Here is a 14,960-nt window from a genome sequence, read left to right on the forward strand (position 1 = left end):
GTGAAGCGAGGGCCGCAGTGTCTGGATCGCCGCGTCAGCCGTGAAATCTCATCAATTCATGACCCGATGCGTGTCGGTTATCGCGGGTTGTGTAAGGAAACCACCGGCCCGTGCGACCGCCGCGTATGGAGCTCTACCAGATCCGCTATTTCCTGGCCGTGGCCGAGACGCTGAACTTCACGCGCGCGTCGGAGCGGTCCTTCGTGTCCCAGCCGGCGCTGACCAAGGCCATCCAGCGGCTGGAAGAGACCATCGGCGGGCGGCTGTTTGACCGCACCAAGAACTCCGTGCAGCTCAGCGAGCTGGGCCAGGCCATGCTGCCCAATTTCCGCCACATCTTCGACACCGCCCAGGCCGCCCGCGAGCAGGCGCGCCGCTTCAAGCGCGACAAGCGCGAGGTGGTGCGCGTCGGCGTCATGTGCACCATCGACTTCCACCAGGTGCTGCCCGGCTTCGTCCACAGCCAGGACCAGCATGCCATCGAGCTGGTCTTCCGCGAGGGCAACCTGGAGGCACTGACCGACGAGCTGGACCGCGGCGACGTCGACATCGGCATCATGTGCTCGCCCTACGAGACGCCGCGCCGCTTCGAGGCGCAGATGCTGTTCCGCGAGGACTACGTGGTCGCCATCGGCGAGGACCATCGCTTCAGCGGCCGCCAGACCATCGAGATGGCCGAGCTGGACCGCGAGCGCTACTGCGAGCGCATCTATTGCGAGTTCTCCAGCTACATCGAGCGTCTGCTGATTGATCGCGGCGTGCGCCTGGAGGTGGTGCAGCAGTCGCACCGCGAGGACTGGATCCAGGCCTTCGTGCGTTCCAACTTCGGCGTCGCCTTCATGCCCCAGTCCATCGCCGACGCCGCCGGGCTCATGCATGTGCGCACGGCCGACTGCCCCATCGTGCGCGAGGTCAAGCTGCTGGTGCAGTCGGAGCGGCCGCCGAGCCCGGCCCAGCAGGCCGTGATCGACTCGCTGGTGGCGCACGACTGGCGCCCTGCGACCGAAGCGCATTGACGCCGACGAGGCGATCCGAAATGTTGGCCAGCCAAAGGCGGCGTCTCACCAGTTGCCGTAACGGGCCACGATGCCGCGCAGCAGCGCGTCCCGCTCGGCCCCAAGGTGGTTGCCGCTGGCATCGCCCGCAGCGTCCTTGCCAACGGCGGTGTGCACGACGACAAGCTTGAGTTCCGGGTCGACGAAGATGGCCTGGCCATGGATACCCTGCAGCGCAAAGCGACGGTGGCTGCCGGGCAGGATCCACGTCTGCAGGCCGTAGCCGTGGTAGCTGCTGCCGTGGTAGTCCATGCGGCCAGGGCGAAAGGTCTCGGGCTGCTGCGCCGGGTCGGTCATCGCGAGCACGTGGTCGCGCGACAGTACTGCCGCGCGCGGGCCGCGCCCGTCGTTGGCCAGCATCAGCCCCAGGCGCGCGTAGTCACGCAGCGTGGCATTGAAGCCGCCTTGAGCCTTCTCCACCTTGTCGACCGGATTGAGCAGCCAGCTCGCCTGCGCCTCGGCGCCAATGGGCTTCCAGATCGCCTCGTCAACGTAGTCGCACAGCGTGCGTCCGGTGGCGGCGCGCACCACCAGCCCGAGCACATCCGTGTGCGGCCCGGCGTAATTGAAGTGCTGGCCTTGCGGCTCGGCGCGCTCGGTGACGAGGCGGGCGGCCTGGGCGATACCCACACGGCGCGCCGCGTCGTTGTAGCTGCGGCGGTCGTCGTGGGCCGAGTAGTCTTCGACGTAGCGTGCGCCGGACGCCATGCGCAGCAGGTTCACCAAACGGGTCTGGCCGTAGAGCGAGCCCTTGAGCTCGGGCACATAGGCTTCGGCGGGGTCGTCGAGAGAGCGAATCAGTCCTTCCTCCTGAGCCTTGAGCACCGCCAGCGCGGTGATCGTCTTGGCCATGGAATTGGAGAGCAGGCGCATGTCGGCCGTGCGCTGGTAGTTGTAGCGCTCGACGACGATCTCGCCGTCTTTCAGCACCAGCAGGCCCGTGACACGCTGGCGCAGCATGTAGTCGTCCAGCGTCAGCGAGCGGCCCTGGAAGGTGTAGCGAATCCATGGCTCGGAGGCCGCCTTCTTCAACGGCAGCGGCTCGGCCGCCGGTGCCAGCGGGCACGACGGCAGGAAGCTGTCCATCGCACTGAAGGAACCCACCATGTAGGGCTCCTCGAAGGCCTGCGCCGCGGTGCGGCCGGGCGGGTAGCCGGCGGCGCGGCCCAACGCTTCTTCGTCAGGAGCGGCGACGGCGGCCGCGGCCATCAGGGCGAAGGGAAGCGCGCGGAGGCTGAGGCGGGGCATGTGAGCTTCGTGACTACGATTCGGGGCGGCGCCACAGCCAGATCGCCACGGCGGCCATCATGGCTGGCACGGCGATCTTCACGGCCAGCGGCGCCGGCGTCAGCACAAGCATGACGGCACTGCAGGCCATCATCACGACCGCCAGCCACTTGGCGCGACGCGGCACGGCGCCGCGCTCGCGCCAGCGGCGGATGCCGGGGCCGAAGTGCGCGTGGTTGAGCAGCCAGTTCTCCAGCGCCGGCCAGCCCTTGCCGGCCGCCCAGGCGGCCAGCAGCAGGAAGGGCACCGTGGGCAGCACCGGTAGCACGACGCCGATCAGGGCCAGCACGAGGCTCAGCACCGCCAGCGCGCGCCACAGCAGCCGGGCCAGCGTGCGGTGCATGCCGCCTACTTCAACCCGCCGCTGAGGAACTGCTGCAGCCGCTCGCACTGCGGGCGCAGCAACATCTCCTTGGGGTTGCCTTCCTCTTCGACCTTGCCCTGGTGCAGGAACAGGCAGTGGTTGGAGACCTCGCGCGCAAAGCCCATTTCATGGGTCACGACGATCATCGTGCGGCCTTCCGCCGCCAGGTCGCGCATGACCTTGAGGACCTCGCCGACCAATTCCGGGTCCAGCGCCGACGTGGGCTCGTCGAACAGCATGACCTCTGGATCGACCGCCAGCGCCCGGGCGATGGCCACGCGCTGTTGCTCGCCGCCAGACAGCTGGGCCGGGTAGACGTTGGCACGATGCGAGACACCGACACGCGCCAGCAGCGCCTGCGCGCGCTCAGTGGCCTCGGCCTTGGGCTTGCCCAGCACGTGGATGGGTGCCTCGATGACGTTCTCCAGCACTGTCATGTGGGCCCAGAGATTGAAGTTCTGGAACACCATGGCCAGCTTGGCGCGCCACAGCTGCAGCTGCTGAGGCGATGCGGCCTTCAGCGTGCCGTCGCGGTCACGGGTCAGCTTCAGCGCTTCGCCGCACAGGCTCAGTTCGCCTTCGTTGGGCTGTTCCAGCAGGTTGAGGCAGCGCAGAAACGTGCTCTTGCCCGAGCCCGAGGAGCCGATCAACGTGACGACGTCGCCACGGCGCGCCGCGAAGGAGATGCCCTTGAGCACCTCGCGATCGCCGAAGCGCTTGTGGATGTTGGTGGCCTGGAGTTGGATATCGCTCATGTTGTTCTTGTCATGCGCCCAGGAGCTTGCCGGTGCGCAGGGCTTCGCGGCCCGCCACTTTGGCGATGCGCATGCCGGCGCTCGCGAAGCGCACGAAGTCGCGCGCGAAGAACAGGCCGTCCACGGGGCTTTTCAGGTCGGTGATCTCGGCGGTGACGGGGTCGATGACCTGGGCCAGCACATCGCCGGCCCGTACCTCGGCGCCCACCTCCATCACGAAGGTCAGCACGCCGGCCACGGGCGCCTTGATCGGCATGCTGCCGGCCAGGGGGCGGGCGTCGCCGACGGGGTCGGGCAGGGGCGGCCTGTCGCCTTTGATCAGGCCGCGCCAGCGCAGGAAGTCGATGATGTTCTGCGCGTCGGCAGCGGCCAGTTCGTGCGTCACGTCGACGGCACCGCGCAGCTCCACGGTGACGGACAGGCAGGCCTGCGGGATGGGGAAACGGCCGGCGAAATGCCGGGCCCACTTCCACCAGACCTGGGAACAGGCCTCGTCGAAGGGGTTGTCACCGGAGTCCTGCGCCAGCAGCGTCACTCGCGAGCGCAGGAAGCGCGCCAGCGGCTCGCAGTCGGGCCAGCAGGGAACCTCGGTGTAGAGGTGCAGCAGCGCCTGGGCGTCGCAGTGCAGGTCCAGCACGATGTCGGCGTCGCAGGACAGCCCGAGCAGCGTGCGGCGCTGTGACTGCAGCTCGGTCTCGACGGGCGACGACAGCACGGCGGACTTCAACGCGCGGCGCAGCGTCGCGACGTTGGCAGCGGCGTCCGGGCCGAGGTCGGACTCGACGGCCTTGGCGACGTTGTCGATCTGATCAGGATAGTGGCGGTTGAAGTTCTCGCCCGTCGTCAGCTCGAAGCGACCCTGATGGCCGTGCATGACGAACTGGCTCAGGCCGATGGGGTTGGCCATGGGAACGAGGACGATCTCGCCGCTGACCTGGCCGGTGGCGTCCAGCTCATCCAGCAAGCGGCGCAGGTGGTGGGCGACCAGCATGCCGGGCAACTCGTCGGCATGCAGCGAGGCTTGGATGTAGGCCTTCTGTCCGCCGCTGGACTGGGCATCGGGGCCGTAATGCAGCGAGACCAGCTCGCGTTGCGTGCCCGGGGCGGGGGAGAGCAGGGGATGGCGGTGGATATTCATGGCTAGCGGGACATCATCGGCTTGAGCCAGCGGTTCTCGGCCCAGCGGAACAGGCCGACCAGGCACAGCGTCAGCACGAAATAGAAGGCGCCGGCTGTGATGAAGGCCTCGAAGGGAAGGTAGTACTTGGCATAGACCATCTTGGCCGCGCCGGTCACGTCCATCAGTGTCACCGTGCTGGCAAGCGACGTGCCGTGCAGCATGAAAATGGCCTCGTTGCCATAGGCCGGCAGCGCGCGGCGCAGCGCGGCGGGCAGCACGATACGGCGCAGCAACAGCCCGCGCCCCATGCCCAGCGCCCTGGCGGCCTCGATCTCGCCGACGGGGAGCGCGCGGATGCTGCCGGCAATGATCTCGGTCGTGTAGGCGGCCGTGTTCAGCGTGAAGGTCAGCCAGGCGCAGAAGGTGGCTGACGACAGCCAGGGCCAGGCCCAGCTGTCTCGCACCACGTCGAACTGCGCCAGGCCGTAGTAGATGAGGAACAGCTGCACCAGCATGGGCGTGCCACGGAACATGTAGGTGTAGACCCAGACCAACCGCGACGGCCAGCCCTTGAACACCGTTCGCACTACGGCCAGCGGAACTGCCAGCACCAGCCCGGCGGCCAGCGACAGCGCCAGCATCTTCAGCGTAATGACGAGCCCGGCCAGGTACAGCGGGAAGTTCTCGGCAATGGCGTCGAAATTCACAGTCGGCCCTCTCGCGTCCCGATGGCCAGGCGCCGTTGCGCCCAGGCGAAGACGAGCTCGGACACGCTGGTGAACACCAGGTAGATCACACCCACGGCCAGGAAGAAGGTGAACGGCTCGCGTGTGGTGCCGGCGGCCTGGTTGCCGCGGGTCATCAGGTCGGACAGGCCGATCAGCGAAACGATGGCCGTGCTCTTGATCAGCACCAGCCAGTTGTTGGAGATGCCCGGCAGCGCATGGCGCAGCATCTGCGGCAGCGTGATGCGCCACAGCACCAGGCGCGGGCTCATGCCATAAGCCAGGCCCGCCTCGCGCTGGCCCGGCGGTACGGCCAGGAAGGCGCCGCGGAAGGCCTCGGTCAGGTAGGCGCCGAAGATGAAGCCGATGGTCAGCACGCCGGCGATGAAGGGGTCGATGTCGATGTAGTCCTCATGGCCGAGCATGGGAGCGATGGCATTGACGGCGAGCTGGCCACCGTAGAAGACGAGCAGCATCAGCACAAGGTCGGGCACGCCGCGGATCAGCGTGGTGTAGGTGGCTGCCATGCCTCGCGCGACGCGCGAGCGCGACAGCTTGGCCAATGCGCCGATCAGACCCAGCAGGGCGGCAATGGCCAGCGAGGACATGGCCACTGCCAGCGTGACGGCGGAGCCTTCGAGCAGGCTGGGGAGGAATCCGTGCAACATGGGAAAGAAGGCCGCGCTCAGCGTGGAGGGGTGATGAGGTCGAAGCTGAAGTAGCGGTCGTTGAGCGTCTTCAGCGTGCCGTTGCCACGCAACGCAGCCAGGGCCTCGTCGATGCGCTGGCCCAGCGTCGCCACATCGGTCTTGCGCAGGCCCACGCCAATGCCCTTGCCGTAGTAGCGCTGGTCCTTGGCGAAGTCGGGCCCGACAAAGCCGAAGCCGCGGCCGTCGGCATGGTTGAGGAAGCCGAACTGCGCGATGGCGGCGTCCACCAGCGTGGCGTCCAGGCGGCCAGACTTCAGATCCAGGAAAGCCTGGTCTTGGGTGGCGTAGCGCATCAGCTGGATGCCCTTGAATTGTTCGGCCAGGAAGCGTTCATGGATGGTGCCGCGCTCCACGCCGATGCGCTTGCCTTTCAGCCCAGCCGGGCTGACGTCGGCGCGTGGGTCGCCGCGCATGACCAGGCGGGCCGGCGAGTAGTAGTAAGGCGACGAGAAGGCAACGACCTGCTGGCGCTCTGGCGTGATGGACATCGAGGCCATGATGGCGTCGATCTTGCGCGACTGCAGCGCCGGGATCAGGCCGTCGAATTCCAGGATGACCGGGGCGCACTGCTGGCCCAGGCGTGCACACAGGGCCTGGGCCACGTCGATCTCGAAGCCCTTGAGCTGGCCGTCGGTGCCGATCTCGCTGAAAGGGGCGTAGCCCACGGCGAAACCGATGCGCAGGCGCTGCGGCGCCTGGGCCCGGGCCGTACCGGCGAGGGCCAGCGCAACGGGCAGGGCCAGGGCGGAGCGGCGGCGCATCACTGCTTGGTGCGCGGCGCGATGTCGTAGTCGAAGTATTTGTCGGCGAGCTTCTTGAAGGTGCCGTTGGCCTGCACGGCGTCGATGGCGGCGTTGAACTTCTTGCCCAGCGTGGCCTCGTCGGCCTTGCGCATGCCCACACCGGTGCCGACGCCGAAGACCTTGTCATCGATGATGGCCGGGCCCGAGAAGGCGAAGCCCTTGCCCTCGGGCTTTTTCAGGAAGCCGAAGTCGCCGGCGGGGGAATCCATCAGCGTCGCATCGATGCGGCCGCTCTTCAGGTCCAGGAAGACCTGGTCCTGGCTGCCGTAGCGCACGATCTCGCTCTGCTTGAAGGTGGCAGCGGCGTAGGTCTCATGGGTCGTGCCGCGCTGCACGCCGATCTTCTTGCCCTTCAGCCCCGCGGCTGTGGGGTCCAGCTTCACACCCGCCTTGGCGATGAGGCGGGCCGGGGTGTTGTAGTAGGGCTTGGAAAAGGCTATCGCCTTTTGGCGCTCCTCTGTGATGGAGACGCTGGCGAAGATGGCGTCCACCTTGCGCGATTGCAGGGCCGGGATGAGGCCGTCGAAGTCCTGCTGCACCAGGGTGCACTGGGCCTTCATTTCAGCGCAATAGGCCTGCACGAGCTCGATCTCGAAGCCCTTGAGCTTGCCGTCCGGGCCGATCTCGGAGAAGGGCGGGTAGGCGCCTTCGACGCCGATGCGCAGCTTCTTCCATTCGGGGGCCTGGGCCTGGGCTTGGATGCCGACCAGGCTGCTGGCGGCCAGCAAGGCCAGGGCAAGAAGGCGGGTCTTCATGAGGGGGTCCTTCGTGGGGATCAGGGTTGGACTTGAGGTAGCCAGTCGCGCAAGGCCGCAAGGGTAGCAGCCGGGTCTTCCTCCTGAGGCACATGGCCCAGCTTCGGGAAAACCACCAATTTGTTGTTCGGGATGGCTTTTGCGAACTCGCGGCCCCAGCGCAGCGGGATCAGCCGGTCGCGCTCGCCCCAGAGGATGAGGGTAGGGACCTTGATCTCGGGCAGGCGTTGGAAGGGGCCGGGAGCAAGCTGATCCATGCGCCGCATCAAGGCGACACGGTTGCCTTCGCGCAACGTCAGTTCGTAGTAACGGTCCACCAGGGCGGCGGTGACGCGGCTGGGGTCACCGTAGACATCCAGCACGCTGTCCTCAATGGAGCGGCGCGGCAGCATCCAGCGCATCGGCTCTCGCAGCACGGGAATGCGGGCGATGCGAAAGCCCAGCGGCATGGACTCCGGCACGAAGTCGAAGCCGGCGGCATCGACGAGGATGAGGCCGGCGACGCTGTTCGGGTCGGCCAAGGCCACCTGCCAGGCGATTTCGCCGCCCAGGGAGTTGCCGCCGAGGATGACCCGACCCACGCCCAGGCGCGCCAGCAACTGGCGCACGAAGGCGACGTAGCGCGCATCGCTGTAGTCGTTTTCCGCGTTGGGGCCGGTCAGCCCGAAGCCTGGCAGGTCGAAGCTGATGACGCGCCGGGTGGACTTCAGTTCTTCAGCCCAGCCTTCCCAGGTGTGCAGGCTGGCGCCGGTGCCATGGATGAGGACGATGGGCAGCGGGTCACTGCTCGGCCCTTGATCGCGGTAGTGCACCAGCAGGCCGTCGAGGTCGACGAAGTCCGACGGCGGCGGTGCCCAGCGCGGCACCAGGCTTTCCAGCGATCGGTCGGGCGCCTTGGTTACGGCAAATCCCAATGCCGCCAGCATCAACAGGATGCCGAAGGCCTTCAGCGCAAAGTCGCCCAATCGGCCCTTCATGACGATGGGCTCAGGTCGGCGTTGACACCCCTGCGATCGTCAAAGACGAAGCAGTTGCCGTGGTAATGCTTGCCACCGGTGTCCTCGAAGTATTTCAGGATGCCGCCGTCGAGCTGCCAGGCCGTCAGGCCGTGTTCATGCAGGACCATCGCCGCCTTCTCGCAGCGAATGCCGCCGGTGCAGTAGCTGACGACCGTCTTGCCAGCCAGTTCGTCGCGGTGGGCGGCCAGGGCTTCGGGGAAGTCGCTGAACTTGTTCAGCCGCCAGTCGATGGCGCCGTCGAAGGCACCCTGGTCGACCTCGAAGCCATTGCGCGTGTCCAGCATGACGATCTCGCGGCCGGCGTCGTCATGGCCCTGGTCCAGCCAGCGGGCCAGCACGGCCGGCGCCAAGGCCGGCGCGCGTGGCGCCTGGTCAGGGCGGATGGTCGGGTGGTTCATGCGGATGATCTCAGGCTTGACCTTGACCTTCAGGCGCTGGAAGGGCTGCACCTCGCTCCAGCTCTCCTTGGGTGTCAGTGTCGCGAAGCGTGGGTCGGCGCGCAGCTCGGCCACCCAGGTGTTCACGGCTTCGGCCGGGCCGGCCAGGAAGAGATTGATGCCCTCCTCGGCGATCAGCACCGTGCCTTTGAGGTCCAGGGCTTGCGCACGGGCTTCTAGGAGGTCGCGCAGCGCCGCCGTGTCGGTCAGCGAGACGAAGAGGTAGCTGGAGATGTTGAGGATGGGGCCGGACTGCATGGGCCCGGGATTATCAGTCCCCCTGCAGGGCGCGCACTCGCAGAGCCAGTGCCCTGACTGAGGCGAGTCGGCGCAAGCAGTTGGGCCGCCTGTCCTCAGTCGGCCCAGCGGGACGCAATGCCGCGCACCTCGTCGAGGCATGCGTTCAGCGCTTCGACGACGCGCGGATCGAAATGGCTGCCGCTGCCGCCGCGGATGAAGGCCAGCGCCTCGTCGTGGCTCATGGCCCGCTTGTAGGGCCGCACGCTGATCAGGGCGTCATAGACGTCGGCAACGGCCATCAGCCGGGCCGATAACGGGATGGCCTCGCCGGTCAGGCCGTCGGGGTAGCCGCTACCGTCCCATTTCTCGTGGTGGTGGCGGGCGATCTGCTTGCCGAAGGTCAGCATCGGGCCGGCGTCGTCGCCGAGGCGGTCGATGGCGCGCTGCAGCAGGTCGGCGCCATGCTCGGCATGGGTCATCATGACCTGCCATTCGTCCGGCGACAGCTTGCCGGGCTTGAGCAGGATGGCGTCAGGGATGGCAACCTTGCCGATGTCGTGCAGCGGCGCGGCCTTGGCGAGCTCGTCGATGGCTTCGGGCGTGAGGTCCAGCGGCCCGTCGGGCTGGGCTGAGATCCACTGCGCCAGCGTACGCACATATTCCTGGGTGCGCTGGATGTGGTTGCCGGTATCGGCGTCGCGGAACTCCGCCAGGCCGACCATGACGAAGAGGGTGGTATCGCGCAGCCGTTCGACCTCACGCCGGCGCGCGCCCAGCTCGCCGCTCAGCAGCTCGTTGTGGCGCAGCAGCTGGTCCTCGGCCAGCTTGAGCTGCAGATGGGTGCGCACGCGGGCCAGCACGGTGGCGGGGTTGAAGGGCTTGTGGATGAAGTCGGCGCCGCCGACCTGGAAGCCGGCGCTCTCGTCCTCGGGCCGGGTCAGCGCGGTCAGGAAGATGACCGGCACGCGGCGCGTGGCCGGGTCGGCCTTGAGCTGGCGGCAGACCTCGTAGCCATCCAGCTCCGGCATCATCACGTCGAGCACGATCAGGTCGGGTGGCTGGCGGCGGCAGATTTCCAGCGCCTTCGCGCCGCTGACGGCCAGCTGCACGCGGTAGTGGGGCTTCAGCACCTGGGCCAGCAGCGTCAGGTTGGCCGGCGTGTCGTCGACGACCAGCACGGTGGCCTGTGGCATGCCGGTGATCTCGGGCAGCATCATTGTCATGGCGGGCTCGCGTCCTGGGGCTCACCGCGCAACGCGGCCTGGGCCTGGTCGAAATCGAAGCGTTGCATGGCGCCTGCCAGGGCCTTGGCCCGCGCTGCCGGCAACATCTCGATGAAGGCGGATTCATGCTGCTCCCAGAACGTCAGCGCATTGCTGTCGGCCTCGCCGAGCAGGGTGGCGAGCTCATTGATCAGCGTGGTCGGGTCGCCGCCGGGAGTTGCCCGGTCCGGGACTTTGGGCGGGGGCAGGTGCAGGTCGACGGGCAAAGGGCGGTCCAGGTCCAGCAGGCGGCGCAGCATGTGCGGCAGCAGCGGCTTGCTGCACAGGGCCTCGGCGCCCAGGCGCAGCGCGCGCTCGCGCAGCACCGGCGTGTCGAAGGCGCTCAGCAGCACGGTGCGGCGGGCGCGCGATGGGCCGCTGTCGCGCAGGCTGGCCAACAGCTCGCTGCCCTCCATGTCGGGCAGCACCCAGTCGACGATCAACAGGTCATAGGGTTGGTTGGCTGGTACGGTAACCAGGCGGGACAGGGCCTGGCGACCCTGGGCCAGCAGGTCGACGCGGCTGGTCGGTGCCAGCGCCTTCAGCAATGCGATCAACGTCTCGTGGCCACCGCTGTGGGCAGCCTGAACCAGCAGCACGCGCTGCGGTGGCGGGGCAGGCGGTGGGGCCAGCTCAGGGCAGGGCGCCGGCGGCAGGCTGAGCTCGAACTCGCTGCCACGGCCCGCGGCGCTGCTTGCCCAGAGGGTTCCGCCCATGCGCTCGGCCAGCGCGCGGCAGATCGCCAGGCCCAGGCCCGTGCCGCCAAAGCGGCGTGTCGCGCCGGCCTCGGCCTGGGCGAAGGGCGTGAACAGGCGCGCCAGTTGATCCGGCGCCATGCCCAGGCCGGTATCACGCACGCGCAGAACCCAACCGCCCGCCGCGTCCAGCCCGGCGCTGAGCTTGACCTGACCGGTCGGCGTGAACTTGACGGCGTTGACGAGCAGCTCGGTGACGAGCTGGGTGAGGCGCACCACGTCGCCGCGGCGCGCGCCCGCAGTGCCCAGCAGCTCGGGCGAGGCGATGTCGCAGACCAGTTCCAGCTGCTTGGCCTGGGCCGCCGGCCGCACGGCCTCGAAAGCACTGGCCAGCAGCTGCTCGAAGTGCAGTGGCTCGGCGGCGAGCTGCATGCGGCCGGCGTCGAGGTCGGCGTAGTCCAGCAGGCCGTCGATGAGCTTCACGAGGGACTCGCCGGCGCTCGCCACCTGCTGCAACCGGCCGCGTTGCTCACCCGGCAGCCGCCCAGCCAGCATCAGCCGCGTCAGGCCGAGCACGGTGTTCATGGGCGTGCGGATCTCGTGGCCGATATTGGCCAGGAAGTCGGATTTGGCCCGCGAGGCCGCTTCGGCTGCGGCGCGCGAACGCTCCAGTTCGACGAGACGGGCTTCGATGAGGTCTTCGGCCGTGCCCAGGCCCCTGGCAGCGGGCGCGAGTTGGGTCAGGCGCCCGAGTTGGCGCGACAGGCCCCACAGCGCGACGCAGAACATGGTCTGGCACAGCCCAAGGTTGGCGATCAGCGGCCAGCCTTGCATCAGCCATTGCGGTGGCGTGCCGGAGAAGCGCAGCAGCGTGGGCGGCGCCAGCATGACGACGAGGAGGCTCAGCGAGATTCGCAGCGCCTCCCGGGCACGCCAGGTCGTAAACAGCAGCAAGCTGCCGCCCATCGCCCAGGGCGCAAAGCTGCCGAGGGTGTAGAGGCTCGGTCCAGGGTCGGGCCGCAGCGTGAACACCAGCATGGTCAAGGAGAAGTACAGGGCCAGCAGCGTGACGCCGATGCGCTGCCACAGGCGCAGCTGCTGTGGCCGCCGCCAGACGAGCAGGGCGAGCGCTGAGAAGGCGGTCGCGATCAGCGGGTAGGAGATGCGGTCGCTGGGCTCGATGACACCCATGGCCGCTTCGCTCGCCCAGGCGAACAGCGCGGAGGCGACGATGACCTTGAAGAGCCAACGGGTGCCGACCGGGCCGAGGATGACGATGACCGGGGCCCTCAAGCCTGGCCCTTCAGCGCGAGGACCGCGGCGTCGAAGTCGAGTGCGGCCAGGGCCTGCTCCAGGCGCTGGCGCACGTCAGGCGCCAGGCCGGTGTGGGCGCCGTGGGCCTGCCACCAGTCCAGCGCGCGGCTGTCGCTCTGTGCCAGCAACTGGTGCAGCTCAGCCACGTCACCCGGGCCGCTCGGGCGCGGGGCTGCCGCACCCTCCCAGCTGCGTGCCAGGGCGGCTTGGATCTCGGCCTGCAGCAGCGCCAGGGCAGGTTCGACGTGGCCGAGATGTCGGCCGGCGCTGTCGGCGTCGGCAGCAGCGGCGCTGCGCTCCAGCGCGAGCGCGGCTTCGTGCAGGGGCTGGGCGCCCAGCGTCGCGGCCAGACCCTGCAACGTGTGGGCGGCGCGGCGCAGTTCAACCCAGTTGCCAGCCGCCAGCCAGTCGGACCAACCGGCCAGCCCGGCGGTGTATTGGTCGGCAAAACCCTGCAGGGTGCGGCGGTACAGGGCCGACTGGCCATCGAACTGGCGCAACCCGGTCTGCAGGTCCAGTGCCGGGCGCTGCGGCAACGGCGCTGCGGGCTTGGCAGCAGGACGGTAGCGCTGCAGTTCGCGTACCAGCCGGGCCACATCCAGCGGCTTGGCGATATGGCCCTGCATGCCGGCGGCCGTGCATTGGGCGCGCTCCTCGGCGAGTGCGTGCGCTGTCATGGCCAGCACGGGCAGGGCGTCGAACTCGGGCAGCTCGCGCAGTTTGCGCGTCGCGCTCAGGCCATCGAGCACGGGCATCTGCAGGTCCATCAGCACGAGGTCGTAGGCGGCTGGGCCGCGCGCCAGCAGGCGGTTCAGGCCTTCCTGGCCGTTGGCCGCGACGTCGACCTGGGCGCCGCGGCTGCTCAGCAGGCGCAGCGCGATCTCCTGGTTGACGAGATGGTCCTCGACCAGCAGCACGCGCAGCCCGGCCAGCGATTGGGCATCCAGGCCAACGGGCCGGTCGGCCGGGGCGTCGCCGAGCAAGCGGCGCAATTCCCCGGGCAGCAGCGGCTTGGGGCAGAGCGCGCGGGCGCCGAAGCTGCGCGCCTGGGCCGGGCCGTCATCGATGCCTGGCGGGCAGAGCACGGCGATGCGCAGTGCCGGGTGATCGCGGCGCAACTGAGCCAGCAACTCGGCACCAGTTGCGCCCGGGCCGGGCAACTGCCAGTCGAGCAGCAGCCACTCGAAGGGCTTGCTGGCCTGTTGGGCCTCGACGAGCGCGGCCCGTGTACCGGCGGCATCGGTGCTGGCGGCCAGGCCAGCGCCGAAGCCGAGGTGGCGCAGCAGGGCCAGCGTTGCCTCGCGACCCTCGGGGTGGGCCTTGGCGAGCAGCAGGCGTTGCGGCTTGAGCGGCGCGGGCGTCGCGGCGCCCACGTCCAGCGGCAGCGGCAGGCGGATCTCGAAGCTGCTGCCCCGGCCTGGCGTGCTGTGCACGTCGAGCACGCCGCCCATCAGCTCGACGAGGCGGCGCGTGATGGCCAGGCCCAGCCCGGTGCCGCCATGGCTCCGCTGCATGGACGCGTCGCCCTGCCGGAATTCACGGAACAGGCCGTCGAGCTGCGCCATGCTCATGCCGATGCCGCTGTCCTGCACGGTGATGCACAGCGGCACGCGGCCCTGATCGTCGATAGGTGCGGCTGCCAGGCGCAGCTGCACCTGACCGGCCGGCGTGAACTTGATGGCGTTGGCCAGCAGGTTGACCAGCACCTGCTGCAGCCGCAGTGCGTCGCCGCGGAGCTGGCCGTGCGGGCCGAGCAGGCTGGCGTCGGCCCAGTCGCAGATGAGTGCGACAGCGGGGTTGGCATGCACCGGCCTGACCAGCCCCATGGCCTGGCCGACGACGTCCTCCAGCCGCATCGGCAGTGACTCGATTGCCATCTGGCCGGCCTCGATCTTGGCCACGTCCAGCACGTCGTTGACGAGGCTGAGCAGCATGCGCGAGGCGGCATCGGCCTTGGTCAGCAGCTCACGCTGCTCGGGCGTGAGCTGGGTCTGCAGCGCCAGTTGCGTCATGCCCATGACGGCATTCATGGGCGTGCGGATCTCGTGGCTGAGCTGGGCCAGGAAGCGCGTCTTGGCTTCGGTGGCCGACCGGTGGGATTCGGCCGCATCGACACCGCGCCGCAGCACCAGCACGCACAGCAGGGGCAGCGGCAGCAGCAGGGCATTGATCACGAGCGCGGCGTCGACCGCCGCGCCGCCTGCGCCGCGCAGGCTCCAAAGCAGGGCCAGAAGCGCCAGCAGCGCCGCCATGGCAAGCCAGAGTAGGCCGAGCGTGATCGTGCGCTGGGGCATGGGCGGTCGCGTGGGAACTTGCCGATTATGGTGGTCGCGGATGACCCGAATGTGCGACGGAATCTACAGCCACGCCCTGGGGAAAGCCCCGGGCATGCCTGCGGTTGTCGGGGAGGTGCAGCGGT

14 protein-coding genes are annotated in these 14,960 nt (G+C 68.7%); 1 reads left to right on the top strand and 13 read right to left on the bottom strand.

Translation table 11 applies throughout. The features are described from left to right. The first annotated feature begins 110 nt into the window (after positions 1 to 110). Positions 111 to 1,016, top strand: a complete 906-nt coding sequence (locus ASC95_RS19505; RefSeq protein WP_157256405.1) for a LysR family transcriptional regulator — start codon at positions 111 to 113, stop codon at positions 1,014 to 1,016. Positions 1,017 to 1,061: 45 nt separating this feature from the next. On the opposite strand, the gene ASC95_RS19510 is transcribed toward ASC95_RS19505, so the two are convergent. The 13 genes from ASC95_RS19510 to ASC95_RS19570 form a co-directional block, all read right to left on the bottom strand. Next, complete coding sequence (locus tag ASC95_RS19510) at positions 1,062 to 2,303, bottom strand: serine hydrolase (protein WP_057299356.1); 1,242 nt, start codon at positions 2,301 to 2,303, stop codon at positions 1,062 to 1,064. Positions 2,304 to 2,316: 13 nt separating this feature from the next. Continuing rightward, positions 2,317 to 2,685 carry a YbaN family protein gene (locus tag ASC95_RS19515; protein ID WP_057299357.1) on the bottom strand — a complete coding sequence of 123 codons (369 nt, stop codon included), beginning with the start codon at positions 2,683 to 2,685 and terminating at the stop codon, positions 2,317 to 2,319. Between the two features lie 5 nt (positions 2,686 to 2,690). Further along, positions 2,691 to 3,461 (bottom strand): ABC transporter ATP-binding protein, encoded by a 771-nt coding sequence (locus ASC95_RS19520; RefSeq protein WP_057299358.1) that lies wholly within the window; start codon positions 3,459 to 3,461, stop codon positions 2,691 to 2,693. 10 nt (positions 3,462 to 3,471) lie between these two features. Then, positions 3,472 to 4,599 carry a succinylglutamate desuccinylase/aspartoacylase family protein gene (locus ASC95_RS19525; RefSeq protein ID WP_057299359.1) on the bottom strand — a complete coding sequence of 376 codons (1,128 nt, stop codon included), beginning with the start codon at positions 4,597 to 4,599 and terminating at the stop codon, positions 3,472 to 3,474. A 2-nt stretch (positions 4,600 to 4,601) separates the two neighbouring features. Next, a complete protein-coding gene (locus ASC95_RS19530; RefSeq protein WP_057299360.1) occupies positions 4,602 to 5,288 on the bottom strand; it encodes an ABC transporter permease in 687 nt (228 codons plus the stop codon). Next, positions 5,285 to 5,974: an ABC transporter permease gene (locus ASC95_RS19535; RefSeq protein ID WP_057299361.1), complete on the bottom strand. Its 690-nt coding sequence runs from the start codon at positions 5,972 to 5,974 to the stop codon at positions 5,285 to 5,287. Before ASC95_RS19535 ends, ASC95_RS19530 begins: the two co-directional genes overlap by 4 nt. A gap of 17 nt (positions 5,975 to 5,991) precedes the next feature. Continuing rightward, the gene (locus ASC95_RS19540) at positions 5,992 to 6,777 is read right to left on the bottom strand and encodes a transporter substrate-binding domain-containing protein (protein WP_057299362.1); all 786 of its coding nucleotides are present in this window, start codon (positions 6,775 to 6,777) and stop codon (positions 5,992 to 5,994) included. Continuing rightward, a complete protein-coding gene (locus ASC95_RS19545; RefSeq protein WP_057299363.1) occupies positions 6,777 to 7,574 on the bottom strand; it encodes an ABC transporter substrate-binding protein in 798 nt (265 codons plus the stop codon). Before ASC95_RS19545 ends, ASC95_RS19540 begins: the two co-directional genes overlap by 1 nt. A gap of 20 nt (positions 7,575 to 7,594) precedes the next feature. After that, positions 7,595 to 8,551: an alpha/beta fold hydrolase gene (locus ASC95_RS19550; RefSeq protein ID WP_057299364.1), complete on the bottom strand. Its 957-nt coding sequence runs from the start codon at positions 8,549 to 8,551 to the stop codon at positions 7,595 to 7,597. Beyond that, entirely contained in the window at positions 8,548 to 9,288 is a 741-nt protein-coding gene (locus ASC95_RS19555; protein ID WP_057299365.1) for a sulfurtransferase, read from the bottom strand. The genes ASC95_RS19550 and ASC95_RS19555 overlap by 4 nt, the downstream gene beginning before the upstream one ends. Before the next feature lie 95 nt (positions 9,289 to 9,383). Beyond that, positions 9,384 to 10,493: an HD-GYP domain-containing protein gene (locus ASC95_RS19560; protein ID WP_200960170.1), complete on the bottom strand. Its 1,110-nt coding sequence runs from the start codon at positions 10,491 to 10,493 to the stop codon at positions 9,384 to 9,386. Further along, positions 10,490 to 12,520 carry an ATP-binding protein gene (locus ASC95_RS19565; protein ID WP_057299367.1) on the bottom strand — a complete coding sequence of 677 codons (2,031 nt, stop codon included), beginning with the start codon at positions 12,518 to 12,520 and terminating at the stop codon, positions 10,490 to 10,492. The genes ASC95_RS19560 and ASC95_RS19565 overlap by 4 nt, the downstream gene beginning before the upstream one ends. Beyond that, on the bottom strand, positions 12,517 to 14,835 hold the full coding sequence (locus ASC95_RS19570; protein WP_057299368.1) for a hybrid sensor histidine kinase/response regulator: 2,319 nt from the start codon (positions 14,833 to 14,835) through the stop codon (positions 12,517 to 12,519). The genes ASC95_RS19565 and ASC95_RS19570 overlap by 4 nt, the downstream gene beginning before the upstream one ends. Positions 14,836 to 14,960 lie beyond the last annotated feature (125 nt).

The sequence above is a fragment of the Pelomonas sp. Root1217 genome, from assembly GCF_001425705.1.
Lineage (GTDB): Bacteria > Pseudomonadota > Gammaproteobacteria > Burkholderiales > Burkholderiaceae_C > Pelomonas.